Source organism: Sinorhizobium glycinis, from assembly GCF_001651865.1.
Taxonomy (GTDB): domain Bacteria; phylum Pseudomonadota; class Alphaproteobacteria; order Rhizobiales; family Rhizobiaceae; genus Sinorhizobium; species Sinorhizobium glycinis.
The window spans coordinates 679711-703937 of record NZ_LPUX01000064.1 but is presented as its reverse complement, the minus strand read 5'-3'; the positions used below and the strand labels follow the sequence as shown (position 1 = coordinate 703937).

Annotated in this window: 21 protein-coding genes; 5 read left to right on the top strand and 16 right to left on the bottom strand. The window is 64.3% G+C overall.

The genetic code is table 11. The features are described from left to right. Positions 1 to 22: 22 nt before the first annotated feature. From AU381_RS23055 to AU381_RS23025, 7 genes are all read right to left on the bottom strand, one after another. Positions 23 to 748, bottom strand: a complete 726-nt coding sequence (locus AU381_RS23055; protein WP_064244026.1) for an amino acid ABC transporter ATP-binding protein — start codon at positions 746 to 748, stop codon at positions 23 to 25. Continuing rightward, positions 726 to 1385, bottom strand: a complete 660-nt coding sequence (locus AU381_RS23050; RefSeq protein WP_064244025.1) for an amino acid ABC transporter permease — start codon at positions 1383 to 1385, stop codon at positions 726 to 728. The genes AU381_RS23055 and AU381_RS23050 overlap by 23 nt, the downstream gene beginning before the upstream one ends. Beyond that, positions 1382 to 2053: an amino acid ABC transporter permease gene (locus tag AU381_RS23045; RefSeq protein WP_064244024.1), complete on the bottom strand. Its 672-nt coding sequence runs from the start codon at positions 2051 to 2053 to the stop codon at positions 1382 to 1384. The genes AU381_RS23050 and AU381_RS23045 overlap by 4 nt, the downstream gene beginning before the upstream one ends. 64 nt (positions 2054 to 2117) lie before the next feature. Next, a complete protein-coding gene (locus AU381_RS23040) occupies positions 2118 to 2903 on the bottom strand; it encodes a transporter substrate-binding domain-containing protein (protein WP_064244023.1) in 786 nt (261 codons plus the stop codon). 4 nt (positions 2904 to 2907) lie between these two features. Continuing rightward, entirely contained in the window at positions 2908 to 3660 is a 753-nt protein-coding gene (locus tag AU381_RS23035; RefSeq protein ID WP_064244022.1) for a GntR family transcriptional regulator, read from the bottom strand. A 378-nt stretch (positions 3661 to 4038) separates the two neighbouring features. Further along, positions 4039 to 6834, bottom strand: coding sequence for a DNA translocase FtsK (locus AU381_RS23030; RefSeq protein ID WP_064244212.1), 2796 nt, complete (start codon positions 6832 to 6834; stop codon positions 4039 to 4041). Between the two features lie 301 nt (positions 6835 to 7135). Beyond that, positions 7136 to 8008 carry a ferritin-like domain-containing protein gene (locus AU381_RS23025; RefSeq protein WP_064244021.1) on the bottom strand — a complete coding sequence of 291 codons (873 nt, stop codon included), beginning with the start codon at positions 8006 to 8008 and terminating at the stop codon, positions 7136 to 7138. 306 nt (positions 8009 to 8314) lie between these two features. Between AU381_RS23025 and AU381_RS23015 the strand changes: the two genes are divergently transcribed. Further along, positions 8315 to 8719, top strand: a complete 405-nt coding sequence (locus AU381_RS23015) for a DoxX family protein (RefSeq protein WP_064244019.1) — start codon at positions 8315 to 8317, stop codon at positions 8717 to 8719. A 259-nt stretch (positions 8720 to 8978) separates the two neighbouring features. Then, the gene (locus tag AU381_RS23010; protein ID WP_064244018.1) at positions 8979 to 10133 is read left to right on the top strand and encodes an acyltransferase family protein; all 1155 of its coding nucleotides are present in this window, start codon (positions 8979 to 8981) and stop codon (positions 10131 to 10133) included. Positions 10134 to 10429: 296 nt separating this feature from the next. Here the strand turns inward: AU381_RS23010 and AU381_RS23005 are convergent, their stop codons facing one another. Further along, positions 10430 to 11431, bottom strand: a complete 1002-nt coding sequence (locus AU381_RS23005; RefSeq protein WP_064244017.1) for a LacI family DNA-binding transcriptional regulator — start codon at positions 11429 to 11431, stop codon at positions 10430 to 10432. A 197-nt stretch (positions 11432 to 11628) separates the two neighbouring features. Here AU381_RS23005 and AU381_RS23000 point away from each other — a divergent pair, with 197 nt between their 5' ends. From AU381_RS23000 to AU381_RS22990, 3 genes are all read left to right on the top strand, one after another. Then, complete coding sequence (locus tag AU381_RS23000; protein WP_064244211.1) at positions 11629 to 12543, top strand: sugar phosphate isomerase/epimerase family protein; 915 nt, start codon at positions 11629 to 11631, stop codon at positions 12541 to 12543. A 30-nt stretch (positions 12544 to 12573) separates the two neighbouring features. After that, a complete protein-coding gene (locus AU381_RS22995) occupies positions 12574 to 13497 on the top strand; it encodes a TIM barrel protein (RefSeq protein ID WP_064244016.1) in 924 nt (307 codons plus the stop codon). Between the two features lie 263 nt (positions 13498 to 13760). Beyond that, positions 13761 to 14924, top strand: coding sequence for a Gfo/Idh/MocA family protein (locus tag AU381_RS22990; RefSeq protein ID WP_064244015.1), 1164 nt, complete (start codon positions 13761 to 13763; stop codon positions 14922 to 14924). A gap of 241 nt (positions 14925 to 15165) precedes the next feature. Here the strand turns inward: AU381_RS22990 and repB are convergent, their stop codons facing one another. From repB to urtB, 8 genes are all read right to left on the bottom strand, one after another. Further along, positions 15166 to 16233 carry a plasmid partitioning protein RepB gene (gene repB, locus AU381_RS22985; RefSeq protein ID WP_064244014.1) on the bottom strand — a complete coding sequence of 356 codons (1068 nt, stop codon included), beginning with the start codon at positions 16231 to 16233 and terminating at the stop codon, positions 15166 to 15168. Positions 16234 to 16236: 3 nt separating this feature from the next. Further along, on the bottom strand, positions 16237 to 17511 hold the full coding sequence (repA, locus tag AU381_RS22980) for a plasmid partitioning protein RepA (protein ID WP_064244013.1): 1275 nt from the start codon (positions 17509 to 17511) through the stop codon (positions 16237 to 16239). 216 nt (positions 17512 to 17727) lie between these two features. Beyond that, complete coding sequence (locus AU381_RS22975) at positions 17728 to 19005, bottom strand: L-fuconate dehydratase (protein WP_064244012.1); 1278 nt, start codon at positions 19003 to 19005, stop codon at positions 17728 to 17730. Between the two features lie 273 nt (positions 19006 to 19278). Then, positions 19279 to 19671: a BRA0787 family protein gene (locus tag AU381_RS22970; RefSeq protein WP_064244011.1), complete on the bottom strand. Its 393-nt coding sequence runs from the start codon at positions 19669 to 19671 to the stop codon at positions 19279 to 19281. 235 nt (positions 19672 to 19906) lie between these two features. Beyond that, the gene (gene urtE, locus AU381_RS22965) at positions 19907 to 20602 is read right to left on the bottom strand and encodes an urea ABC transporter ATP-binding subunit UrtE (RefSeq protein ID WP_064244010.1); all 696 of its coding nucleotides are present in this window, start codon (positions 20600 to 20602) and stop codon (positions 19907 to 19909) included. A gap of 25 nt (positions 20603 to 20627) precedes the next feature. After that, positions 20628 to 21380, bottom strand: coding sequence for an urea ABC transporter ATP-binding protein UrtD (gene urtD, locus AU381_RS22960; protein ID WP_064244209.1), 753 nt, complete (start codon positions 21378 to 21380; stop codon positions 20628 to 20630). Between the two features lie 5 nt (positions 21381 to 21385). Further along, on the bottom strand, positions 21386 to 22549 hold the full coding sequence (gene urtC, locus AU381_RS22955; protein ID WP_064244009.1) for an urea ABC transporter permease subunit UrtC: 1164 nt from the start codon (positions 22547 to 22549) through the stop codon (positions 21386 to 21388). Beyond that, on the bottom strand, positions 22546 to 24159 hold the full coding sequence (urtB, locus tag AU381_RS22950) for an urea ABC transporter permease subunit UrtB (RefSeq protein WP_162273450.1): 1614 nt from the start codon (positions 24157 to 24159) through the stop codon (positions 22546 to 22548). The genes urtC and urtB overlap by 4 nt, the downstream gene beginning before the upstream one ends. Positions 24160 to 24227: the final 68 nt, after the last annotated feature.

The following is a 24227-nucleotide window of genomic DNA, read 5'->3' as shown; positions in this document are numbered from 1 at the left end:
GCGCTCCTGCCGGCCGGTTCTTTCAATGCACCCCGAGGAACTGCTTCAGTTCCGGCGTCTGTGGATTGGCGAAGACTTCCTCCGGCGGGCCGATCTCGTGGACGCGGCCCTGATGCATGAAGACGACGCGCGAGCAGACGTCGCGGGCGAACCTCATCTCATGCGTCACCATCAGCAGCGTCATGCCCTCGGCGGCAAGCTCGCGCACCACCGCCAGCACTTCTGCGACCAGTTCCGGGTCGAGCGCCGAGGTGATCTCGTCGCAGAGCAACGCGATTGGCTGCATCGCAAGCGCGCGGGCTATCGCCACGCGCTGCTGCTGGCCGCCCGAGAGCTCATCCGGATAGGCGTCGAACTTGTGGTCGAGCCCGACCCGCTCCAGCATCTTGCGCGCCATTTCCTCCGCCTCCGGCTTCGGCGTTTTCTTGACGACCATCTGCGACAGCATGACATTGCCGCCGGCCGTCAGATGCGGGAAGAGGTTGAACTGTTGGAAGATCATGCCGACCTTCAGCCTTAGCGCCTTCAGGTGCGCTTCGTCGTCGAGAAGCTGGGCGCCGGCGACCGAGATCGAGCCATCGCTGATCGTCTCGAGCCCGTTGATGCAGCGCAAGAGCGTCGACTTGCCCGAGCCGCTCTTGCCGATGATGGCGATCACCTCGCCCGGCTCGACATCGAGATTGATGCCCTTCAGCACCTCGTTCGGCCCGAAGCTCTTGCGGACGTCAGTGATTTCGATGAGCGACATTGAGCTTCCTTTCGAGGATCTGGCTGCTCTTGGAAAGAGGCCAGCAGAGCGCGAAATAGATGAGCGCCACGAGGCCGTAGACGGTGAAGGGCTGGAAGGTGGCGTTGGTGACGACGGTGCCGGCCTTCGACAGTTCGACGAAGCCTATGATCGAGGTCAGCGCCGTGCCCTTGATCACCTGCACGGAGAAGCCGACGGTCGGCGGCACGGCGATCCGCATCGCCTGCGGCAGGATGACGTAGCGCATCTGCTGCAGCCGGCCCATGCCGAGGCTGGCGGAGGCCTCCCACTGCCCCTTGGCGATCGCCTCGACGCAGCCGCGCCAGATCTCGCCCAGGAAGGCGGCGCTCCAGAGGATCAGCGCCACGCCTGCCGCAAGCCAGGCCGGCACGTCGATGCCGAAGAGGCCGAGGCCGAAGAAGGCGATGAAGAGCTGCATCAGCAGCGGCGTCCCCTGGAACAGCTCGATATAGTATTTCGCGACCGCCCGCGCCCACTTGCGCCGGCTGATGCGCAGGAACAGCAGGGCCAGCCCGACGAGGCCACCGCCGATGAACGAGACGAGCGACAGAGCGATCGTCCAGCGGGTGGCGAGCAACAGGTTGCGCAGTATGTCCCAGATGGTGAACTCGATCATCTGGCCGCCCTCCTCGGAAAGATCAACCAGCCGACCATGCCGAGCACCTGGCGGAGCAGGATCGCCAGCAGAAGGTAGACGGCGGTCGAAACCATATAGGCCTCGAAGGCGCGGAAGGTCCGCGACTGGATGAAGTTGGCTGCGAAGGTCAGGTCCTCGGCGGCGATCTGCGAAACGACGGCGGAGCCGAGCATGACGATGACCACCTGCGAGGAGAGCGCCGGCCAGATGCGCTGAAGCGACGGCACCAGAACCACATGGCGGAAGATCTCGAAGGGCGTCATGGCAAGGCTCGACCCCGCCTCGAACTGGCCCTTCGGCGTCGCCTGGATGCCGGCCCGGATGATCTCCGAGCTATAGGCGCCGAGATTGACGACCATGGCGAGATTGGCCGCCTGGAGCTCGCTGAGCTGCAGGCCGAGCGACGGCAGGCCGAAGAAGATGAAAAAGAGCTGGATCAGGAACGGCGTGTTGCGGATCAGCTCCACATAGGCGGCGACCACCGGCTTCGCCCAAGCCGGGCCGAGCGCCCGCACCCAGGCGCAGACGATGCCGAGCGAGATTCCGGCCACCGCCCCGACGGCGATCAGTTGGATCGTGATTGCGATCCCCTTGACGATCTGCGGGTAGTATTCGAAGAGCCAGCCGAATTCGAATTGGTAATTCAAAGGCGCACCCCTGTTTGCAAACGGCGGTGACGCCACCCCGCTCGCGCGGAGTGGCTTGGGGTGATCAGAGTTCGGCCGGCAAGCCGGTGCCCAGCCATTTCTGCGAAATGGCGTTCAGGCTGCCGTCGGACTTGGCGGCGGCGATGATGCCGTTGACTTTTTCGAGCAGCGCCGGCTGTTCCTTGGAAAGGCCGATATAGCAGGGCGAGTTCTTGATCAGGAACTTGAGCTCCGGGCGCTTCGGCGGGTTTTTGGCGAGGATCGCCGCGGCAACGACGTTGCCGGTCGCGACCGCCTCGACCTGACCCGAGAGGAAGGCCGAAATCGTGCCGTTGTTGTCCTCGTAGCGCTTGATGACCGTATCGGCCGGCGCGACCTTGGTCAGTTCCAGGTCCTCGACGGCGCCGCGGGTGACGCCGATGGTCTTCCCGGCGAGCTCCTCCGGCTTGGTGGCGACAAAATCGGCCGGAGCGAAGACGCCGTTATAGAAGGGCGCGTAAGCCGCCGAGAAGTCGATGACCTTTTCGCGGTCCGGGTTCTTGCCAAGGCTCGAAATGACGAGATCGACCTTGTTGGTCTGCAGATAGGGGATGCGGTTGGCGCTCGTCACCGGCACCAGCTCGACCTTCACGCCGAGCTTCTCGGCAATGAGATTGGCCATGTCGATATCGTAGCCGACCGGCGCCATGTCGGGGCCGACGCTGCCGAAGGGCGGGAAATCCTGGGGCACGGCGACGCGGATCGTGCCGCGGGCGGTGATGTCGCCGAGCGCGTCGGCTTGCGCCACGGAGCCGAAGCCGATTGCGGCCGCCATCGCCGTCATGGCGACAAAAACTCTTCTTGAAAGCATTGGGTCATTCTCCTCTGTTGATTTCTGGTTTGGCTTTGCGGGGTGCATTCGAAGACGCGGCAGCCGTCTGCGGCGGCAGCGAAAGTGAGTGCCTGAGATCGGCCAGCGGATCCGGGCGGCGGGTGAGGTCCAGCCCCGTCTCCACCTCGTCCAAATGGTCGACCGAAAGGGCCGCCGCCTTGAGGAAATCCCCCTCCTCCATCGCCGCGACGATGCGGCAATGGCCGAGATGCGACTGCATGGCGTGGAAATCGGATTGGTAGAGCAAGGAAATCAGGATGGTGCGCGCCGTCAGGTCGCGCAGGATCTCGACGAGGATCGTGTTGCCGGAGAGTTCGGCGATGCGGATGTGGAAGTCGCCCATCAGGCAGGTGAGCCGCTGCCGGTCGCCGGCGGCAATCGCCAGCCTTTCCTCGGCAAGATGCGCGTGAAGCGTCTCGCGGCCGCTAGTCGTCAGCTCCTCCATGCTGCGCAGCAGCCCAGCCTCGATGACCCGCCGCGCCGCGTAGACCATCATCGCCTCTTCGGCCGAGGGCTCGACGACGAACCAGCCGCGCCGCGGACTGACCTTGACGATGCCGCGCTGTTCAAGCCGCATCATCGCCTCCCGCACCCGGGTGCGGGAAACGCTGAAGAGGGAGGCCACCTCGCTCTCGCCGAGCCGCGTCCCCGGGCGGATGCGGGCGGAAAGAATGCCGGAGACGATCGCTTCGTCTATGCCGGTCTGATCGTTCTGTTGTGGCGACAAATCTTGCATACAAGCTTGGAAAGCAAGCGTCGTGCCAACAGCGTCGCCTGATGTTTATCAAGGGCTTGTATAGCTGCCGCCGGCTTCAATGGCCAGCAAATGGCCATGCGCCTATTTTTTCGGCAGCGTTTGTAGGAAGGCTGCGCGAAAGGCGGTTGGGTAGCGGAAAACCCCCTCTGGCCTGCCGGCCATCTCCCCCACAAGGGGGGAGACGAGTTGCGGCAACCCGCTCACTTCAACGGAAAGGCTACACCAGACGGAAACCTCAATGGGCGGCACCGAGCGTGCCGCAAATATTCTCCCCCCTTGTGGGGGAGATGGCCGGCAGGCCAGAGGGGGTCAAGACTGCCATCGCCCACATCTGTTCCCCGCTCGCCCGTCCCTCTCTCATTCCATCTCGCCGTCGTCAGCCTTCCCGGCATGATCGCGGTTGCCATGGATGATCTCGCGCTTGCCGACATGGTTGGCCGGGCCGACGAGACCTTCCTTTTCCATCCGCTCGACGAGCGAAGCGGCGCGGTTGTAGCCGATGCCGAGCCGGCGCTGGATGTAAGAGGTCGAGCATTTCTTGTCGCGCAGCACCACCTTGACCGCCTGCTCGTAGAGTTCGTTTCCGTCTTCAGCGGCGATCGCGCTCTTGTCGAAGACGGCGCCCTGATCCTCTTCCGGCTCTTCTTCCTCCTCGTCCGCCGTCACGGTCTCGAGGTATTCCGGCCGTCCTTGCGTCTTCAGATGCGCCACCACATGCTCGACCTCGAGGTCGGAGACGAAGGGGCCGTGGACGCGGGCGATGCGGCCGCCGCCGGCCATGTGCAGCATGTCGCCCTGGCCGAGCAGCTGTTCGGCGCCCTGCTCGCCGAGAATGGTGCGGCTGTCGATCTTCGAGGTCACCTGGAAGGAAATGCGGGTCGGGAAGTTCGCCTTGATCGTGCCGGTGATCACGTCGACCGACGGGCGCTGCGTCGCCATGATCAGGTGGATGCCGGCGGCGCGCGCCATCTGGGCGAGACGCTGGATCGCCCCTTCGATCTCCTTGCCGGCGACCATCATCAGGTCGGCCATCTCGTCGACGATGACGACGATATAGGGCATCGGCGCCAGGTCCATCTCCTGCTGCTCGAAGAGCGGCTCGCCCGTCCCCTTCTCGAAGCCGGTCTGCACCGTCGCGAGGATCGGCTCGCCCTTTTCGCGGGCGGCGGCGGCGCGCTGGTTGTAGCCGTCGATGTTGCGGACACCGAGCCGCGACATCTTGCGATAGCGGTCCTCCATTTCGCGCACCGCCCATTTGAGCGCCATCACCGCCTTCTTCGGATCGGTGACGACCGGCGTCAGGAGGTGCGGGATGCCGTCATAGACGGAGAGTTCGAGCATCTTCGGGTCGACCATGATCAGCCGGCACTCCTCCGGCTTCAGCCGGTAGAGCAGCGACAGGATCATCGTGTTGATCGCCACCGACTTGCCCGAGCCGGTGGTGCCGGCGACAAGCAGGTGCGGCATCTTCGCGAGTTCGGCGATCACCGGCTCGCCGCCGATCGTCTTGCCGAGGCAGAGCGCCAGCTTGCAGCCGGTCCTCTGGAAATCATTGGACTCTATCAGTTCGCGGAAATAGACGGTCTCGCGCGTCGCATTCGGCAGTTCGATGCCGATGACGTTACGGCCGGGAACCACCGCGACGCGCGCCGAGAGCGCCGACATCGACCGGGCAATATCGTCGGCAAGACCGATGACGCGCGAGGACTTGACGCCCGGCGCTGGTTCGAATTCGTAGAGGGTGACGACCGGGCCGGGGCGGACATGGATGATCTCGCCCTTGACGCCGAAATCCTCGAGGACGCTTTCGAGAAGCCCGGCATTCTGCTCGAGCTGCTCCTGGGTCATGAAGAAGCCCTGGCCTTGCGGCGGCTCCTGCAGCAGTTCCTTCGACGGAAACTCGTAGGCGCCGCCAGCCTGATGGCGCTCGCTGCCGCCGATCGGCGGAAAGGGCGAGGAGGAGCGCTGCACCACGGCGGGCATGGTGATCGCCGCCTTGGTGACCGGGACATCGGCGACCGGCGCCTTCTCCTCGGCTGTGACGGACACGACCGGCTCGATGTGGGCCGGCGCGGGCGCTTGCACCGGCGCGACCGCCACGGCATTCATTGCGGCCACGTCAAGAGCGCCTTGGGCCGGAACAGGCGCGGCGGCCGTTGCCGGGGGTCGGCATTCGACCACCCGGAACATCGAGGTGATTGCCGTTGGCGGCAGCGGACGAATTTCCACCGGCGGCACGGCGACAGGATTCGGTGCCGCGGCGATCTGCACTGGCGGTTTCGCTGCTTCCTTCACCGACTGGGCGGCGATCCGGGGGGCAGCCGCCATTTCGAGCGGCATGAATTCGAAGAAGGCATGATCGGAGAGGTAGGAGAGACGCGCATCCGTCTCGTTGCCCACGACGATGCCGGAAGTTTCGGGCGCGGCCTCGGCCATGGCCGGAACCGCCGGGACAACCCCCATTTCACCGACCGCAGGCGCCGATGCCATTTGCGGTCCAGCGGCCACGGAGACCTGCTCGATCACCACCGGCGCCGCATCGTCCGCCGTCTCGGCGGTGTCCGCGCCGCGCGCCTGCGCAGGCCTCCAGGAGGGAAGCTGCTGCGTCAGCACGCGCAGGAGTTCGGAGGGGCTGTAGGACGGAGCCGCGGCTTCGGGGGCGGCCTCGACGGGCGCCGTTTCAGCGACGACGTCCTGCTCGTCCAGCTCTGCCGCAACCGCCTCAAGCTCGGCCCCGCTCTCGTCGGCCGCCGGCGCCCGGCGCTTCATGAATTCGCGTTCGGGCGTGCGGGTAAAGCGGACATTGGGCGACAGGAAGAAATGGCTCTCCCAGCTCGCCCCGTCCGATTGGCCGGTGATCTCGGCAAGGGTCGGCAGCGGATCGCCCGTCGAGGCGGTGACCTGGGCCGGCGCATAGGCCGAACCGTGGCCGTAGAGGCGCGCGGCGCGCCCGGCATGGTCCATGTCGTTGCCCTGCTGAGCGGCCGCCCGGCGCGGCGCCTCCGGAGCCTCGAACAGGTGGTCCTGCGCGCCAGCCGGTGTCATCGGCGCATGCGGCTCGTCCGGTGCGCCCGGATGCGGATGCACGAAATCATCCGCCTCATCTGCACCATACAAAGCTGCCGTCGAGAAATTTGTCCGGGGAATACGCATGGCCTGAAACTCGAAATTCATCATCGAAAGGGCTGTCCCTAGCGAATAGGAAATGAAGGTTAACAACTCCCTTCCAGAGGCGTCGGCGGATGGTGTCCCGCTGCTCCATGGCGGCATCCCCGGCACCACTTTCCGGACGCTCGTTCGAGGATTTCCGGACCTTTCGACGACCGCATCGCCGCAGAGGATCGCCGTTCAATTTCTGTTTCAGATAGGAGAATTTCAGACTGTGGCAAAGCCCCCGAGGCCCGGACCAGGCACGGAAACAAAGCCTCGCCTGGTCGGCCCCATCGCGAACGGCTCAGGTGCTGTTGAGTTTTCCATTCATCCCGTTCGGGTAGAAGCCACCCTTGGTCGCACCCTCCTGATCGGTGAGATAGACGATGCGCAGCACCTCTTGCGGCGTCCGGGTAAAGGCGATCGCATCCGGCGTCGAAGGAACGATGTTCGCTTTGCCCTCCATCTGAAGGCCCTGGTCCTTGTCGTCCGATCCATCGATCTTGTCGCGAGCATCGGAAACCGCGGCAGCCGCTTTCCAGGCCTCTTCGCCCATTCTGTAGAGCGTCGACCGGGCCATTCCCATGTGGTAGGCCTCGACGGCGAGGATCCCGGCGGCGGCGGCGAGGAAGTCCTCGTTCTTCAGAACTGTCGCGGCGCCGGCATAGGCGGTGACGCCGACATCTTCGAACAGCATGCCACCGAGCACGAAGTTCATCTCGTTGCCGAAGGGGTCGAAGTCCTCCCCCAACCCTGCGGCTTTTGCAACTGCTGCAAAGCCGGCGTCGAAATCGATGGCCGGCCGCGACACGGCATCGGCGCCAAGGGTTTTGCGATAGAACCTCACATGAGCAAGTTCGTTTTCCGCCACCTCGCTCATGAACTCGCCGACCGCGGGCGTATCGAAAGAGACCTGCTTGCCGCCGGTCACGGTGCCGGCCTCCGCACCTGCATCGGCATCGTCGATCCCTTTCCCGGTCGTGCCACGCAGGTAATACTCGGCTTCCATATATTCGAGGTTGAGCGCGAACTGGAATATATCCTCGTCCATCGGTTCAGCTGGTTCATCCGCGAGCGAGACACGAGCGAGGCCCGCGCTCGAGGCGAACGTGGCTCCGAGGCCCAACTGCAGCAGGCGGCGGCGCGGAAGAAACAGCGAAGGCATCATGCGGATCATGGCTTCCTCCCAGGCCCGCCCGGCGTCAGTTTGGCGCCCGATCAGGCGGGCCAATCAGGGTCCAACATCATCGATGGCGAAAGGTTCCGGAGGCCTCAAGGACGAGAATTGGCGCCCGTTTGAATTTCATTCCAGCGAGGAAGAAACTTCCGCGGCAAAGACGCTACATTTGTACGTGGAAGAGAGCGCCGGCAGCCACCTTCCCGACTACCATAGGGGAGATGTCATGAGGTAATGCGCGGCAGCGGCAGCGCAAACTGCGGACCGCGATTCTGCTGCGCCTGCTATCCCAGGAAAGGAACTGACATGAGCAACAACGCCGCACTTCAGAGTTCCCTCGCCCTCGTTGGCCGCCTCCTCCTCGCCGTCATCTTCATCGTTTCCGGAGTGGAAAAGGCAGCCGATCCCGCCGGCACCATCGCCTACATATCGGCGGCCAATCTGCCGCTCCCCAGAGTTGCCTATGCGATCGCTCTGGTCGCAGAGATCGGCGGCGGCATCCTGCTCGTGCTCGGTTATCAGGCAAGGTTGGTAGCACTCGTCCTGGCAGCCTTCACATTGGCCTCGGCCCTCGGCTTTCACATGGAATTCGACGACACGAATCAGCTGATCCACTTCATGAAGAATCTGGCGATTACCGGCGGTTTTCTGCAGATCGTGGCATTCGGCGCGGGCGGATTGAGCCTGGATGCGCGGGCCGGCCGCGCCTGATCGACGGCTGCGGTTTGCGCGTCTTATCAGACGCGCAAGGGCCGCTGCAGGCTCGAATCGATGCATGTTGTTGTCCCGCAGTCAGCTATTCGAGGAAACATGCAGAGGGTCCGCCGGCTTTTTCGGAACCGCCCTCGGGCCCCGGGCCGCCTCAGCCGTTACTTAGTATCGCCTTAGTCCGCCTCTAGGCATTCCCTTGTGCGTCGCAACATAGCGCGCGGCAGTAACCTTTAGTTGCTCACAAGGACGAAGTGTACTGATGGCTGACCATGATCCCCGCAAAACTCGAATCGATTGTCTGGACGGGCTTCGAGGCCTGGCGTCTCTCTGGGTGATGATCGGCCATGCACTGTTGCTGACGGGCTGGCGCTTGCCGGTCCTGTCCGAGCCTGATCTCGGCGTCGATCTCTTCATCATGCTGTCCGGTTTCCTGATGGTGTTTCACTACCAGCTTCGTGCCGGCAAGGAGCCATGGGAATTGACCTCGACCTGGGTAAGCTTCTGGATTCGGCGTTTCCTGAGGATCGCGCCGCTCTATTATGTTCTTCTGGCGGTCGCCCTCATGCTCGGCGCCTGGCTGTTCGAATCGAGAATGGCCATCGATGCGTTCCTCGACCGGACACCGCAATCGCCGCAGCGCTATCTGGACAACGGTCTGACGAACGGGCTGATGCATGTCAGCTTTCTCTTCGGCCTCTCTCCCGACTACGCCTATCGGACTCCCCTGCCCGACTGGAGCATCGGGCTCGAAATGCAGTTCTATGCGGCCTTTCCGTTCATCATGCTTCTGCTCAAGAAATCCGGCTGGCTGAAAGGCGCGCTGCTCACGGTCGTCCTTGCCGCGGCGATCGTGTCGACGGCCAGCCTCATTGGGATTCACTTTCCAATGCCGGCGTTCCTGCCCTTGAAGATGCATATCTTCCTTTGCGGAATGCTTCTGGCGCTTGGTCTTCACGCCGACGGATCGAAGGCTCTCCTCCACGGCCTGGCCGCGATCGCGCTCGCCCTTCTGCCGATCGGCGGCGACATGACGGCGACGAAAATGCTGATGCGGGTCATGCTCGTCGGAATCTTCTTCGCCCTGCTCTACCATCGCCTCGTCGGAGGGGCGCTCAGCGAAAGGCTTCGCGCGCTCTCCGCCTCGCTCGGAAACAGGTTCTTCCATTGGCTGGGCGAACTGTCGTTCGGCGCCTATCTCTGGCACCTCATTTTTCTGCAGCCGATCGCCGCCTGGTTCATCGGCGCATTCGGCGACACGATCACGGCGCCTGCGCGTTTCGCCGCGGTGACCGCTCTTCTGGTGCCTTTGGTCTACGTCGCTGCCTGGATTACGTTTTTCGCCGTCGAGAAACCCGGTCAAAGGCTTGCCAAGCGCTTGATCAACAGGCGGAAACCTCAGCCGGTTGGGGCATGAGTGGGGCCGCAGCAGACTGCAATGGCGAAAACGGGACCGGGCGTTGATACCCCCCTCTGCCCTGCCGGGCATCTCCCCCACAAAGGGGGAGATCGGCCAGCATCGACGTATTCGCCGGCCAGCCAACGCCGCAGAATGGCAGAGTGTTTGCGGTACCCTCCCTTCTGTATAGAGCTTACCGCCGTAGGGACCATGGAGCAGGGAGCCCGCGCCTTGCCGATCTCCACCCTTGTGGGGGAGATGCCCGGCAGGGCAGAGGGGGGTGCCCCCTTGTGTAGAGGCTCGCCCGGGAAACGTTACAGGTTCTCCGGCGTGATCGTCAGAAACCGCACCGGCTCGGGGCTCACTTCTATGTCGATCAGACCAAGCGACCGCAATGTCAGGTCGATCGAGCGGCGCGCCTGGATCTCCGGCGCCTGGTCGAGGACGATCGACATGATGCCGGCGCGCAGAGCGCCGCGCGACTGTTCGGATAGCTCGTGGCCGACCCAGAAGATGCGCCGCGACGCATGCTCCTTCAGCACCGCGGCGACGGATCGGTTGTCGCCGCCGGCGGTGTAGAGCCCGATGATCTCCGGGGCGTCGCGCAATGCCCCGCGCAGCAGCTCCATCGAATTGAGGTCGTCGTCATAGTCGAACATCACCTGCCTGAAGAGGTGTTCGCCCGCGTGCTCGGCGAGATAGGAGGAAAAGCCGCGGATGCGTTCCTTGTGGTTCTCATAGGCGCCGCTGTGGCAGAGCGCCACGAAAGGACCTCGTCGCCCGACGAGCATCTTCGACATGTAGTAGGCGGCCGTCCTCCCCGCCGCATAGTTGTCTATCCCGACATAGGGAAGTTCCGGCGCCGGTCGTGTCATGATCTGCACCACAGGCGTCCCGCGGCTGGCGACCGCCCTCAGGCTTACCACGACCTCTGGATGATCGGGCGCCACGACGATGAGGGCAGAGCGACGGACGGCCGGATTGGCGATGTGGTGGGCGAAATCGACCGGGTCGTTCTCACGCGCGAAGGTTCGGTGGACCACAATGCTCTTGTCCAACAGGGCGGCGATCCGCTCGAAGGCTTGGTTCATGCGGGAATAGAAGCTCGTGTCGGGTCTCACCAGGATCACCTCGATACGGATCAGGCCCCGATGAGCTTGCGGCAGTCCGTGCCGGTAATTGAGCTTCCGGGCTGCGAAAAAGACCTTCTCGACCGTTTCCGGGCGAGCCCCGCCGCGGTCGTTGAGGACGCGCTCGACGGTCGCGGTGCCGACACCGGCCTCCCGGGCCACATCCTTCAAGGTCACCTTGGTCAAGAGACTCTTCCTTCGAATTCGCGTTGCAGCGAAGCATCCCAATCCGCCGCGGTCAATGATCAAATTTGATCACGGAAGCTTTGGAAGCCCGCGGCGCCCCCCGGTATTCTGTCCCGCAGTTCGGGAGGAAACCGAAGTCAAAGACCGGTCGGAAAATGTCGCCCACTGCCGCGCAGGGCACCAAGGAGGAGCTACCCATGAAGATCGCACTCGACCCCTATATGCACCGCCACCTCGGCCTGCATGATCTGTGCCGCAAGGCAGCGGAGCTCGGCTACGACCATATCGAGCTGTCGCCGCGCGACGATTTTCTCCCCTGGTGGGTGCGGCCGCGCGCGCACAAGGAACGGATCGCCGAATTCAAGTCGGCGCTGAAGGACCACGGCGTGAAACTCGCCTCGATCCTGCCGATGTATCGTTGGGCAAGCCCGCACGAGGACGAGCGCCAGGCGGCGGTGCGCTATTGGAAGGAAGCGATCCAGGTCGCCGTCGAGATGGGCTGCGACACGATGAATTCCGAATTCGGCCGCGGCCCCTCGCCCGACCGCAGCCATCGCTCCAATTGCTGCGGCGGCATGCACACCCATGAGCACAGCGAGGCGGCCTGGTGGCGGTCGATGGAGGAGCTGGTGCCGGTCTTCGAGAACGAAGGCGTGACGCTCAACATGGAGCCGCACCCGGAAGACTGGTGCGAGACGCTGCATCCGGCGATCGACATGCTGAAGACGATCGGGTCGAAGAACGTCAAGTTCCTCTACTGCGCGCCGCACACCTTCTATTTCGGCGACGACATGGCGAAGATGATCCGCGACGCCGGTCCGTTGATCGCCCATGTGCATGTCGCGGACACCTATAACCACAAGGCATCGTCCGGCCTGCGCTACATCATCAACCCGCCCGGCGCCAAGGTGACGATCCACCAGCACATGGACATGTATCAGGGCGAGATCAACTGGGACGTCTTCTTCTCCTCGCTCGCCGAGGTCGGCTTCGACGGCATCGTCACCGCCTGCGTCTTCGGCTGGGAAGACCGGGCCGACGAGTCCGGCCGCTTCATGCGGGCCGAGATCCAGAAATATGTCGACAAGTACTGGCCGGCCAAGCGCGCGTAAGCAGAAACTTACCTAAATAGGACAACATTCGTGACCATCACCATTACGACCGCCCCATGCTGCTGGGGCGTTGACGACGTCAAGAACCCGAACCTCCCCGCCTGGGAGCGGGTCTTCGACGAAGCCGCGGCCGCCGGTTACGGCGGCCTGGAACTCGGCCCCTACGGCTATGTGCCGCTCGAGTCCGAACGGGTCGCTAAGGCGCTTCAGGGCCGCAAGCTCTTCATCGTCGCCGGAACGATCTTCGACGATCTCGTCTCTCCGGCGAATCAGGCCAATCTGCTGCGGCAGACGGATGAGATCTGCGCCGTCATCACCAGGCTGCCGCAACCGGAACCGGCGCCCGGCCAGCGTTTCACGACGCCCTACCTCACCGTCATGGACTGGGGCCATGACGAGCGCGACTATGCCGCCGGCCATTCCGAGCGGGCGCCGCGGCTCTCCGACGAAGCCTGGGCCGGCATGGTCGCCAACATCAAGGCGATCGCCGAAGTGGCGATGAGCAAATACGGGGTGCGCGCCGTCATCCATCCACATGCCGGCGGCTATATCGAGTTCGCCGACGAGATCGATCGCATCGCGAGCGACATCCCGGCGGAGCTCGCCGGCTTCTGCATCGACACCGGCCACACCTATTACGCCGGCATGGACCCGGTCGAGACGCTGAAGGAATATGCCGACCGGCTCGATTACGTCCACTTCAAGGATATCGACGAGACGGTGTTCCGGCGCGTGCTCGGCGAAAAGATCCGCTTCTTCGAAGCCTGCGCGCAAGGCGTCATGTGCCCGATCGGCCGCGGCGTCATCGATTATCCGGCCGTCAAGCAAGCCTTGGAGGAGATCGGTTACCACGGCTTCATCACCGTCGAGCAGGAGCGCGATCCTTCAAGCGTCGCCGGCAGCCTCGCCGACGTGAAGGTAAGCCGCGATTATCTGCGCTCGGTCGGGTTCTGAGGGCGTTGAGGCTTGGTGCCTCCCGTCACCCCCTCTGGCCTGCCGGCCATCTCCCCCACAAGGGGGGAGAAACCTTGTGGTCAGCGCTCGGCTCCCTTCGAGACGTAGCCGCATATGGACCATTTATGTTGAGGCGAGCGGCTCGCCGCGGATCCTCTCCCCCCTTGTGGGGGAGATGGCCGGCAGGCCAGAGGGGGTGACGCGACTCCAGCGGAGACTGCAGAACTAGACTCCAACCAACAAAGACACCCGGGAACACCACAATGTCAGAAACGAAGAAAAACCCGATCCGCTGGGGCATGGTCGGCGGCGGACGCGGCAGCCAGATCGGCTACATCCACCGTTCGGCAGCGCTGAGAGACGACACCTTCGAACTCACCGCCGGCGCCTTCGACGTCGATCCGGAGCGCGGCCGCGCCTTCGGGATCGACCTCGGGCTGGACGAGGCACGGAGCTATCCGGATTACCGGACGATGTTCGCCGGGGAGGCGAAGCGCGGCGACGGCATCGAGGCTGTCTCGATCGCCACGCCGAACAACACCCATTTTTCGATCTGCAAGGCCGCGCTCGAACACGGCATACACGTCGTCTGCGAGAAGCCGCTCTGCTTCACCGTCGCGGAAGCGAAGGAGCTCAAGGCGCTGGCGCAAGCGCGCGGCCTCATCGTCGGCGTCACCTATGGCTATGCCGGCCACCAGATGATCGAGCAGGCCCGCGCCATGGTGAAGAACGGCGACCTCGGCGAGATCCGCGTCGTCAACCTGCAGTTCGCCCACGGCTTCCACAGCGCCGCCGTCGAGGAGCAGAACCCGTCGACGCGCTGGCGGGTCGACCCCAAATTCGCCGGGCCGAGCTATGTGCTCGGCGATGTCGGCACCCATCCGCTCTATATTTCCGAGGTCATCCTGCCGCATCTGAAGATCACGCGGCTGATGTGCGTGCGCCAGAGCTTCGTGAAAAGCCGCGCGCCGCTCGAGGACAATGCGGTGACGCTCATGGAGTACGACAATGGTGCCATCGCCAATGTGTGGTCGAGCGCCGTCAACGCCGGCTCGATGCACGGCCAGAAGGTCCGCATCGTCGGCTCGAAGGCGAGCGTCGAATGGTGGGACGAGCGGCCGAACCAGCTCTCCTACGAGATCCAGGGCGAGCCGGTCCGGATCCTCGAGCGCGGCATGGATTATCTCTACCCGGAAGCCCGCCTCGACGACCGCATCGGCGGCGGCCACCCGGAGGGCCTGTTCGAGGCCTGGGCCAACCTCTACCGCCGCTTCGCTCTCGCGATCAACGGCAATCGCGGACTGGCGCCGGAGGGGATCGAAGAGCTGGTATTCCCTGGCGTCGATGCAGGATTGGAGGGCGTGCGCTGGGTCGAGAACTGCGTCCGCTCGGCCGATGCCGGCGGGGTATGGGTGGATTACGAGTAAGAGGGAGAACGGGGTGGATTGCCCCTCATCCGGCCTGCCGGCCACCTTCTCCCCGCACGCGGGGCGAAGGAGACTCGCGGCGCCGCTTTCCCTCCTCACGCTACCGACGGCAGCCGCATCCAAAGCCCGCCCTTCCCCTGCCTTTCCTGAACAGGAGGGGATTGGGGCGGCGCGGCACGCCCCTTCTCCCCGCCTGCGGGGAGAAGGTCGCGGCAGCGGGATGAGGGGCAAACGCTCCGAATTACAAGGACTTCTGGTTCTCCACGAAGGTCGCGTGCCATTTTGCCAGCATCGACACGGCCTCCTTGATGAACGCCGGATGGGTGCCGGGAAGGAACTCGATCCTTGGTGCTTTCCCGTCGAGCTTCAGCCGCGCAAAGACCCGTCCGGCCTCGTCCTTCAGTTCCTCGGGCTTTTCCGGCTCCGGCTTGTCGCTCTCAGACAGCCGGTTGAAGACGAGTTGGAAGCGCTGGTCCGTATCGGCGCTTCGGAAGCGCGGCGAGCCTATCTCGGCTTCCGCCAGCTCCCTCGCCTCTTCCCGCTCCAGCAAGGAACCGATCGCCATCCAGCGCTCGCGGCCGGCCTTCGGGGCCGGGCCGATGGCGCGGGCGAGTGCGTGCGGCACGCTGTCGGCCACCTGTAACAGCCGCGACAATTCGCTCTTCTGCACGGCGAGCGCATCGCCGATCACCTTGCGGTCGAAACCGCGGGCGGCAAGGGCGGCGGCAAAGAGCGCCCGCTCGATGAAGGAGAGGTTGCGCCGCTCGGCATTCTCCTTGCCCTGTGCCAGCACCAGCTCGTCGTCCGTCAGCGGCCGGACGATCGCCTTGACCTGAAGCTCGAGGCGGCGCACGGCCTTCAGGCGGCGGTGACCGTAGGCAGTCTGGTAGTGGCCCGGCTTTTCCGGGTGCGGGCGAACGAGGATCGGCGATTGCTGGCCGTTCTCGCGGATGCTGTCGACGAGGGCGAGGAAATCCGGGTCGTCGACTTCGCCGTCGGTCAGCCGGTCCTCAACGAAGGAGGCCTCGACCAACGCGGGATCGAGCGCCACGACGCGCTCGCCCTGGGTCAGTGCCTCGCGGAGCACCCGCGCCTCCTCCGCCTCGCGGGTGATGCTGCCGAGCGAAAGCCCCATCGCCTTGACGGCGCCGGACGCGGCCCGCGGCGCGGTTGGAGCGGGCTGGCCGTTGACAGGTGTCAACTCAGCCGGCCCGGCCGGCGGCTGGTCCGCTGCGGCCTGCGGCGCGGCGGCAGGCGCCCCGCCCATGAACAGCGCCCGCAATTCGTTCTTCCGGTTGTTGCCAGCCATGTCTTAACGCCCCCAGGCCGCGTGAATGAGAGCCTCGATCTCGCCGTTGACGGCATTGAGCGACTCGATCGCCCGGTCATAGGTCGCGCGGGTGAAATTCTCGCGGCCGACCTCGTAGAGCGTCTGCTTGGTGAGACCCGCGTCCGAGATCGCCGTCGACTTCACCATCGCCGAGGTCAGCACCCGGTCGCCGAAGAGCGAGCGCATGAAGCCGACGATTTGCGCCTGCGGGCCGTCATTCGGTTCGAAGCGGGTGACGAGATAGCGGAGGAAATCGAAATTGAGCTCGCCGCCAGCCTCGCGCACGACGCTCAAGAGGTCCGAGGTCATGTAGAGGAACTGGTTCATCGAGGCGACGTCGAGCATCTGCGGATGCACGGTGACGATGACCGAGGTCGAGGCGCAGAGCGCCGACAGCGTCAGATAGCCGAGCTGCGGCGGGCAGTCGATTACGACGACGTCGTAGTCGTCGGCCACACTTGCAAGCGCGGCCTGCACCCGGGCAAAGAAAAGCGGCCCGGCATCGGCACCATTCTGCCGCGCGCTCAACGCCTGCGGCGTCGTGTGCTCGAATTCCTGCAGTTCCAGATTGCCCGGCACGAGGTCGAGCCCGTCGAAATAGGTCTTGCGGATGATCTCCTTCAGCGGCCGCGCCTCGGCATCGTAGCGGATCGCGCCATAGAGCGTGTCGTTGCCGGTCAGGTCGAGCTCCGGCTGGTAGCCGAAGAGCGCCGACAGCGAGGCCTGCGGGTCAAGATCGACCGCCAGCACCCGATGGCCGGTCAAAGCCAGATATTGCGCCAGATGGACCGAGGAGGTCGTCTTGCCGGAACCACCTTTGAAGTTGGTGACGGAGATTACCTGCAGATGTTCGCCCCGCGTGCCGTCGCGCCAATTCACGTAGCCGCGTGCCTTGGCGGCATTGCCCTTGGCGAGCGCCTGTTCGGCGAGGTGCCGGCGCAGCGCATTGATATCTGAGAGCGAGTAGGAGCGGCGCCCGCCGATGCCGGTGTCGGGCTGCGGCCCCTCGCCGGCAAGCGACAGTTGCCGGAGATAGCCGTCGGAAACGCCGATCAGCCTGGCGGCCTCGCCGGAGGTGAAGCTGCGGAGCGTCTTCGTGGCGGTCGGCGCAAACAGCCGGTCGCGCATCGCCTTCAACTGCTCGGAAAGTGCCCGCGCATCGGCCGCGATCGCCTCGTCGGCGGGCCGGCGAGATCCAGCACCGGCGGTCGCCGTCTTGCCACTTGCCGCGTCCACGGCCGACCCACTCATGTCCATCGTCAAAATCCCCTCGTGCCTTGCGCAATCGCTTCCCGGGCGGCAAGCGAATGGCAAAGCGCCACCCCTCGCCGGCCGCACAAATGCGCCCGCCGCATTCTTTAACAGAGCAATCGCTGAGCTACGCTGAATTACGGAATATGCGATCTATTCCGTTACAGGAATGATTCATCCACTGATTCGCGTCAAGGCATTTTTCCCCACGCCGCCTTGCCGCTAACCGCGATGCGTATAGGCGTCGATCGATTGCGGCTTCATCTCGATCGAAAAGCCGGGCCGCTCGGGCGGCATATAGGCGGCGTTGCCGATGACGCACGGATCGACGAAGTGCTCGTGCAGATGGTCGACATATTCGATCACGCGCCCTTCCTTGGTGCCGGAAACGGCGATGTAATCGATCATCGAAAGGTGTTGCACGTATTCGCAGAGGCCCACCCCGCCGGCATGCGGCCAGACCGGCAGCTGATATTTGGCCGCCATCAGCAGCACGGAAAGCACCTCGTTCAGCCCTCCCAGCCGGCAGGCGTCGACCTGCACGACGTCGATGGCGCCCTCGGCTATGAACTGCTTGAAGAGAATGCGGTTCTGGCACATCTCGCCGGTCGCGACCTTAACCGGGGCGATCGCTTCGCGAATCTTGCGGTGGCCGGCGACATCGTCCGGGCTCGTCGGCTCCTCGATGAAGAAGGGCCTGGCGAAGGCCAGCGCCTTCACCCAGTCGATCGCCTCCTTCACCTCCCAGACCTGGTTGGCGTCGATCATCAGGTAACGGTCCGGGCCGAGAACCTCGCGGGCGATCGTCAGCCGGCGGATGTCATCGGCGCGGTCGCGGCCGACCTTCATCTTGATATGGTTGAAGCCCTGGTCGACCGCCTCCTGCGCAAGACGCCGGAGCTTCGCGTCGTCGTATCCAAGCCAACCCGCGGAGGTCGTGTAGCACGGGTAGCCCTCCTTCTCGAGCGTCGCGATCCGCTCCGCCTTGCCGGGTTCGGCGCGTTTGAGGATGTCGATCGCCTCATCGCGCGTCAGCACGTCGGTCAGGTAGCGGTAGTCCACGATATCGGCGATCTCCTCCGCGGACATTTCCGCGACGAGACGCCAGACCGGCTTGCCGGCCTCCTTGGCGATGAGGTCCCACACGGCGTTGACGATCGCGCCGGTGGCGAGATGGATGGCGCCCTTCTCCGGGCCAATCCAGCGCAATTGGCTGTCGCCGGTCAGATGTCGCCAGAAGAGGCCCGGCTGGCGCAGGATACTGCCGATGTCCTGGCCGACGACCAGATGCCGCATGGCCTTGATCGCCATGCAGCAGATGTCGTTGCCGCGGCCGATAGTGAAGGTGAGGCCGTGGCCGGCGAACCCCGGCCGGTCTGTGTCGAGAATGACATAGGCGGCCGAATAGTCCGGATCCGGATTCATCGCATCCGACCCGTCGAGGCTTTGAGACGTCGGAAAGCGCAGGTCAAAGACGCGGAGATCGACGATGCGGGTCATGGCAAGATCCTGACATGCGTTCGGCGCCGGCGCGTTCGCGTCCCGGGGCGGCGGCAGAATGATACCACCTCGAGGCAACGAGATGAATCCTGAAGGCGCCGAACGCCTCGCATTTCGCCCTACAGCGGCGCGCGTCTTACCTGACGCGCAAAGGTCGCTGTAGGACTTCGAATCGCAGCATGTTTCGTCCTTAAATCGGATACGATTTAAGGAAACATGCAGTAAGCGGTCTGGGTCGCGCTTAAGCCGTTCGCGCGGGGGGCCTGCTCTGGCTCAGCCTGGCTGTCCAGGGCATATCGGCTGATTGAAACGCTCCGCGAAGGCTTCGATCGAACCGCGGCCGAAGCGCCTTAGGCGCCGCCGCACCAGCACGGACATGACGCGTGCGGCGGTGGAGACGGTCATCTCGTCGAGTGGTCCGGTGCCGCTCCAGGGCTTCGTCAGCCGGTCGGTGACGATGCCGAGCATATTGGCCGGCATGATGTCGGTGCAGGGCCGCATCCAATCGAAGACGGCGCTGATCGGCACCACTTTTCCTTCAAAGGAAACGATCGGTTCGGGCATGTCTTCGTCCCAATCGTCATAGGCTTCGAGCGCATCTCTGAAGAGAGTCTGCAGCGTGATCGGGGCATGCCCTTCATAAAGGGCGGGCAGGAAATTCGTCATTAGGGTCTCCTCCGAGTGGTTAGGCCGGAAACGCGAAATGGCCAATTCTGTCAGCGGTAACGGTTTGTAATGCTCCTTCATAAAACGTGCGGCGGCAGTATGGTTCAAAGCACCGGAGGGCGCAAACACAATCGATTGAAACGGTGGATTTTCTGTCGCGGCGGAGATGACGCGGCCTCCCCGGCAGACACAAGCCGCTGAAATCTTGGGCTCTTTTCCACCCTGTGGAAAACAGCTAAACCGTCAGATGCCGGCGCGCTTCCGGGCTGTCCAGCGTCTCCGCCGGTCCCGCGTGGACAAAGGCGCCGCGATCCATGATGTAGACCTGGTCGGCGAGCTCGCGGCAGAAGTCGAGATATTGCTCGACGAGCAGAATCGCCATGCCGGTCGAATCCCTCAGATATCGGATCGCCCGGCCGATGTCCTTGATGATCGACGGCTGGATGCCCTCGGTCGGCTCGTCGAGCACGAGGATCTTCGGGCGAGTGACGAGCGCGCGCGCGATGGCGAGCTGCTGTTGCTGGCCACCCGACAGATCGCCGCCGCGCCGGCCGAGCATGGTCTGAAGCACGGGAAACAGGCTGAAGATATCGTCCGGGATGGAGCGGTCGGCGCGCTTCAGCGGCGCGTAGCCGGTCTCCAGATTCTCCTTGACCGTCAAAAGCGGAAAGATCTCGCGACCCTGCGGCACGTAGCCGAGACCCTGCTTCGCGCGCCGGAACGGCGCCAGCCCATCGAGGGCCACGCCGTTGAAGGCGATTGCGCCGGAACTCACCGGATGCTGGCCGGTGATTGCCCTAAGCAGGCTCGACTTGCCGACGCCGTTGCGGCCGAGCACGCAGGTGATCTTGCCCATTTCGGCCTTGAACGAAACGTTGCGAAGCGCCTGGGCGGCGCCGTAATGCAGGCTGACGTTTTCGACGCTCAACATCGGTACAGGTCCTTCCGCTCGCCGCTCATCGGCCGAGATAGTTCTCGATCACCTTCGGATCGTTGCTGACGAAATCGATCGACCCTTCGGCCAGCACCGACCCTTCGGCAAGGCAGGTGACCTTGACGCCCAGATCGCGGATGAAGCCCATGTCGTGCTCGACGACGACGACGGAGCGTGTCCTGGCGATTTCCTTCAAGAGGACCGCGGTCTCCGCCGTCTCCGCATCCGTCATGCCGGCCACCGGCTCGTCGACGAGCAAGAGTTCCGGTTCCTGCGCGAGCAGCATGCCGATCTCCAGCCATTGCTTCTGGCCGTGCGAGAGGTTGGCGGCGAGGTCGTCGCGCCGCGCCGTCAGCCGAACGGTCGTCAGAATCTCCTCGATGCGCGCCTTGTCCTCGCCCGTCAGGCGGTAGAAGAGCGTCGCGAAGACGCCGCGGCTGCGGTTCAGCGCCAGTTCCAGATTGTCCCAGACCGTATGGCTCTCGAAGACCGTCGGCTTCTGGAACTTTCGCCCGATGCCGAGCTGGGCGATCTCCGCCTCGTCCTTCTTCGTCAGGTCGATATCGCCCTTGAAGAAAACCGCGCCCGCGTCCGGCCGGGTCTTGCCGGTGATGATGTCCATCATCGTCGTCTTGCCGGCGCCGTTCGGACCGATGATGGCGCGCAGTTCCCCCGGCTCGACGATGAAGGAAAGCGAGTTCAGCGCCTTGAACCCGTCGAAGGAGACGGAGACGCCGTCGAGATAAAGCAGGCTTTTCGTTGTCTTTTCGGTCATGGCGATCACTCTGCAGCCAAGGGTTCGGCGTCAGCCAGGCCGGTCGCGTTCTCGGGTCGGCTGGTCTCGCGATAGGCGCGGCGCCGGGCAAGATAGTGCTGAGCCGTGCCGACCACGCCCTTCGGCAGGAACAGCGTGACGAGCACGAAGAGCCCGCCGAGCGCGAAGAGCCAGAATTCCGGGAAGGCGGCGGTGAAGATGCTTTTCCCGCCATTGACGAGGATCGCGCCGACGATCGGGCCGATCAGCGTGCCACGGCCGCCGACGGCCGTCCAGATGACCACCTCGATCGAATTGCCGGGCTCGAACTCGCCCGGATTGATGATGCCGACCTGCGGCACGTAGAGCGCGCCGGCGACACCCGCCATCATCGCCGAGACGGTGAAGGCGAAGAGCTTCATGTGCTCGACGCGGTAGCCGAGGAAACGCGTGCGGCTTTCGGCGTCGCGCAGCGCCACCAGCACCTTGCCGAATTTCGAGCGCACGATGCCCGACGTGATGACGAGCGAGACGGCAAGCGCCAGCGCCGAAGCCGCAAAGAGCGCGGCGCGGGTGCCGTCGGCCTGGATGTTGAAGCCGAGAATATCCTTGAAGTCGGTGAGCCCGTTGTTGCCGCCGAAGCCCATGTCGTTGCGGAAGAAGGCGAGCAGCAGCGCGTAGGTCATCGCCTGGGTGATGATCGACAGATAGACGCCGTTGACGCGCGAGCGGAAGGCGAACCAGCCGAAGACGAAGGCGATAAGGCCGGGCACCAGCACGACCATCAGCGCCGCGAACCAGAACATGTCGAAGCCGTACCAGAACCAGGGCAGTTCCTTCCAGTTGAGGAACACCATGAAATCCGGGAGCAGCGGATTGCCATAGGAGCCACGCGCGCCGATCTGGCGCATCAGATACATGCCCATCGCATAGCCGCCGAGCGCGAAGAAGGCGGCGTGTCCGAGCGAGAGGATGCCGCAGAAGCCCCAGACGAGGTCGAGCGCCAGCGCCAGCAGCGCGTAGGTCAGGTACTTGCCGAACAGCGAGACGAGATAGGTCGGCACATGCAGCGGGTGGTCCGGCGCCGTCAGGAGATTGAGAGCCGGAACGAGCGCTGCAAGGACCAGCAGGATCGCGACAGTGACGACGATGGTACGATCCAGCGACTTGATGAGGAACGAGGTAATCATGCTTCCACCGCCCGGCCCTTGAGTGCGAAGAGCCCGCGCGGCCGCTTCTGGATGAACAGGATGATCAGCACGAGCACGAGGATCTTGCCGAGCACGGCGCCGGCATAGGGCTCCAGGAACTTGTTGAGGATGCCGAGCGAGAAGGCGCCGACGAGCGTGCCCCAGAGATTGCCGACGCCGCCGAAGACCACGACCATGAAGCTGTCGATGATGTAGCCCTGGCCGAGGTTCGGCGAGACGTTGTCGATCTGCGAGAGCGCGACGCCGGCCATGCCGGCAATGCCGGAACCAAGCGCAAAGGTGAGCGCATCGACCCAGGGCGTGCGGATGCCCATGGACGAGGCCATGCGGCGGTTCTGCGTGACGGCCCGCATCTGCAGGCCCATCGGCGTCTTCTTGAGGAGAAAGAGCAGCGCGGCGAAGACGGCGAGCGCAAAGAGGATGATCCAGAGGCGGTTCCAGGTGATCGTCAGCCCGCCAAGATCGAAGGCGCCGGACATCCAGGACGGGTTGCCGACCTCGCGATTGGTCGGGCCGAAGATCGACCGCACCGATTGCTGCAGGATCAGCGATATGCCCCAGGTGGCAAGCAGCGTCTCGAGCGGCCGGCCATAGAGGAAGCGGATGACGCCGCGCTCCAGCGCAAGGCCGACGCCTCCGGTCACCAGGAAGGCAAGCGGCAGGGCGATCGCCAGCGACCAGTCGAAGAGACCCGGGAAGGAGGTGCGCACGACCTCCTGCACCATGAATGTCGTGTAGGCGCCGAGCATCACCATCTCGCCATGCGCCATGTTGATGATGCCCATGACGCCGAAGGTGATCGCCAGTCCGATCGCCGCGAGCAGCAGCACCGAGCCGAGCGACAGGCCGTACCAAACGTTCTGACCGGCGGCCCAAAGTGCCTGCGTCTGTTCGATGGCGGCGAGCGCCGCCTCGATGTCGGGCTTCAGGGTCTCGTCGGCGGAGCCGAGCGCGGATGAGAGGATGGAGAGCGCCTCGCGGCCGCCGTTTTCCTTGAGAAGCCGCACCGCCTCCTTCTTCTCCACGACGGGCCGGTCGGAAATGAGCAGGGTCGTGGCGCGTGCCTGTTCGAGCAGGGCGCGCACTTCGCTGTCCTTTTCGGCGGCAAGCGCGTTCTCGATGGCGCCGAGCGCATCGGAATTGGGCGACTGAAGCACCGATTGCGCCGCCCTGAGGCGTGCGGCGCGGTCGGGGCTGAGCAACGTCAGACTGCCGAGCGCGCTGCGCACCGCGCGACGAACGCCATTGTTGACCTTGACCTTCGAGAGCGCCGCCTTCGGCGCCTCGCCGGCGCTCTCGCCGGAGATCGGGTCGATGAGCGTCAGCGACGAGCCGCTTTCCTTTGTCAGGAACACCTCGCCATCCGCCTTGCGGGCGTAGAGATTGCCTTCGCCGAGCGCTTCGAGGATGGCGACGACCTTGGGATCGCCGGTCTTCGCCAGCGCCGTGATGTGCTCATCCATGTCGGAGAGCTTCGCTTCGCCGAGCGCGTTCACCAGATCGCGCAACGCCTCTTCCGCCCGAAGTCCGTTGGGGACCGCGGTGAAGAGAACCAAGGCAACCAGCATGGTTTGAAAGATGCGGTACATTCGCCTCTCGCTTGGCATCTGCAGCAAGTCCCCCGTCCGAATGGACGCCTCCGGACGGAGGGTATTTC

Bases quoted from the DNA above. Each gene is read 5' to 3' on its own strand.
- AU381_RS23030 (WP_064244212.1), bottom strand. From the start codon at position 6,834: ATGCGTATTCCCCGGACAAATTTCTCGACGGCAGCTTTGTATGGTGCA.
- AU381_RS23035 (WP_064244022.1), bottom strand. From the start codon at position 3,660: ATGCAAGATTTGTCGCCACAACAGAACGATCAGACCGGCATAGACGAA.
- AU381_RS23050 (WP_064244025.1), bottom strand. From the start codon at position 1,385: ATGATCGAGTTCACCATCTGGGACATACTGCGCAACCTGTTGCTCGCC.
- repB (WP_064244014.1), bottom strand. From the start codon at position 16,233: ATGGCTGGCAACAACCGGAAGAACGAATTGCGGGCGCTGTTCATGGGC.
- AU381_RS22970 (WP_064244011.1), bottom strand. From the start codon at position 19,671: ATGACGAATTTCCTGCCCGCCCTTTATGAAGGGCATGCCCCGATCACG.
- AU381_RS23000 (WP_064244211.1), top strand. From the start codon at position 11,629: ATGAAGATCGCACTCGACCCCTATATGCACCGCCACCTCGGCCTGCAT.
- urtB (WP_162273450.1), bottom strand. From the start codon at position 24,159: ATGTACCGCATCTTTCAAACCATGCTGGTTGCCTTGGTTCTCTTCACC.
- repA (WP_064244013.1), bottom strand. From the start codon at position 17,511: ATGGACATGAGTGGGTCGGCCGTGGACGCGGCAAGTGGCAAGACGGCG.
- urtD (WP_064244209.1), bottom strand. From the start codon at position 21,380: ATGACCGAAAAGACAACGAAAAGCCTGCTTTATCTCGACGGCGTCTCC.
- AU381_RS22975 (WP_064244012.1), bottom strand. From the start codon at position 19,005: ATGACCCGCATCGTCGATCTCCGCGTCTTTGACCTGCGCTTTCCGACG.
- AU381_RS23010 (WP_064244018.1), top strand. From the start codon at position 8,979: ATGGCTGACCATGATCCCCGCAAAACTCGAATCGATTGTCTGGACGGG.
- AU381_RS23055 (WP_064244026.1), bottom strand. From the start codon at position 748: ATGTCGCTCATCGAAATCACTGACGTCCGCAAGAGCTTCGGGCCGAAC.
- AU381_RS23025 (WP_064244021.1), bottom strand. From the start codon at position 8,008: ATGATCCGCATGATGCCTTCGCTGTTTCTTCCGCGCCGCCGCCTGCTG.
- AU381_RS22990 (WP_064244015.1), top strand. From the start codon at position 13,761: ATGTCAGAAACGAAGAAAAACCCGATCCGCTGGGGCATGGTCGGCGGC.
- AU381_RS23015 (WP_064244019.1), top strand. From the start codon at position 8,315: ATGAGCAACAACGCCGCACTTCAGAGTTCCCTCGCCCTCGTTGGCCGC.
- AU381_RS23040 (WP_064244023.1), bottom strand. From the start codon at position 2,903: ATGCTTTCAAGAAGAGTTTTTGTCGCCATGACGGCGATGGCGGCCGCA.
- urtE (WP_064244010.1), bottom strand. From the start codon at position 20,602: ATGTTGAGCGTCGAAAACGTCAGCCTGCATTACGGCGCCGCCCAGGCG.
- urtC (WP_064244009.1), bottom strand. From the start codon at position 22,549: ATGATTACCTCGTTCCTCATCAAGTCGCTGGATCGTACCATCGTCGTC.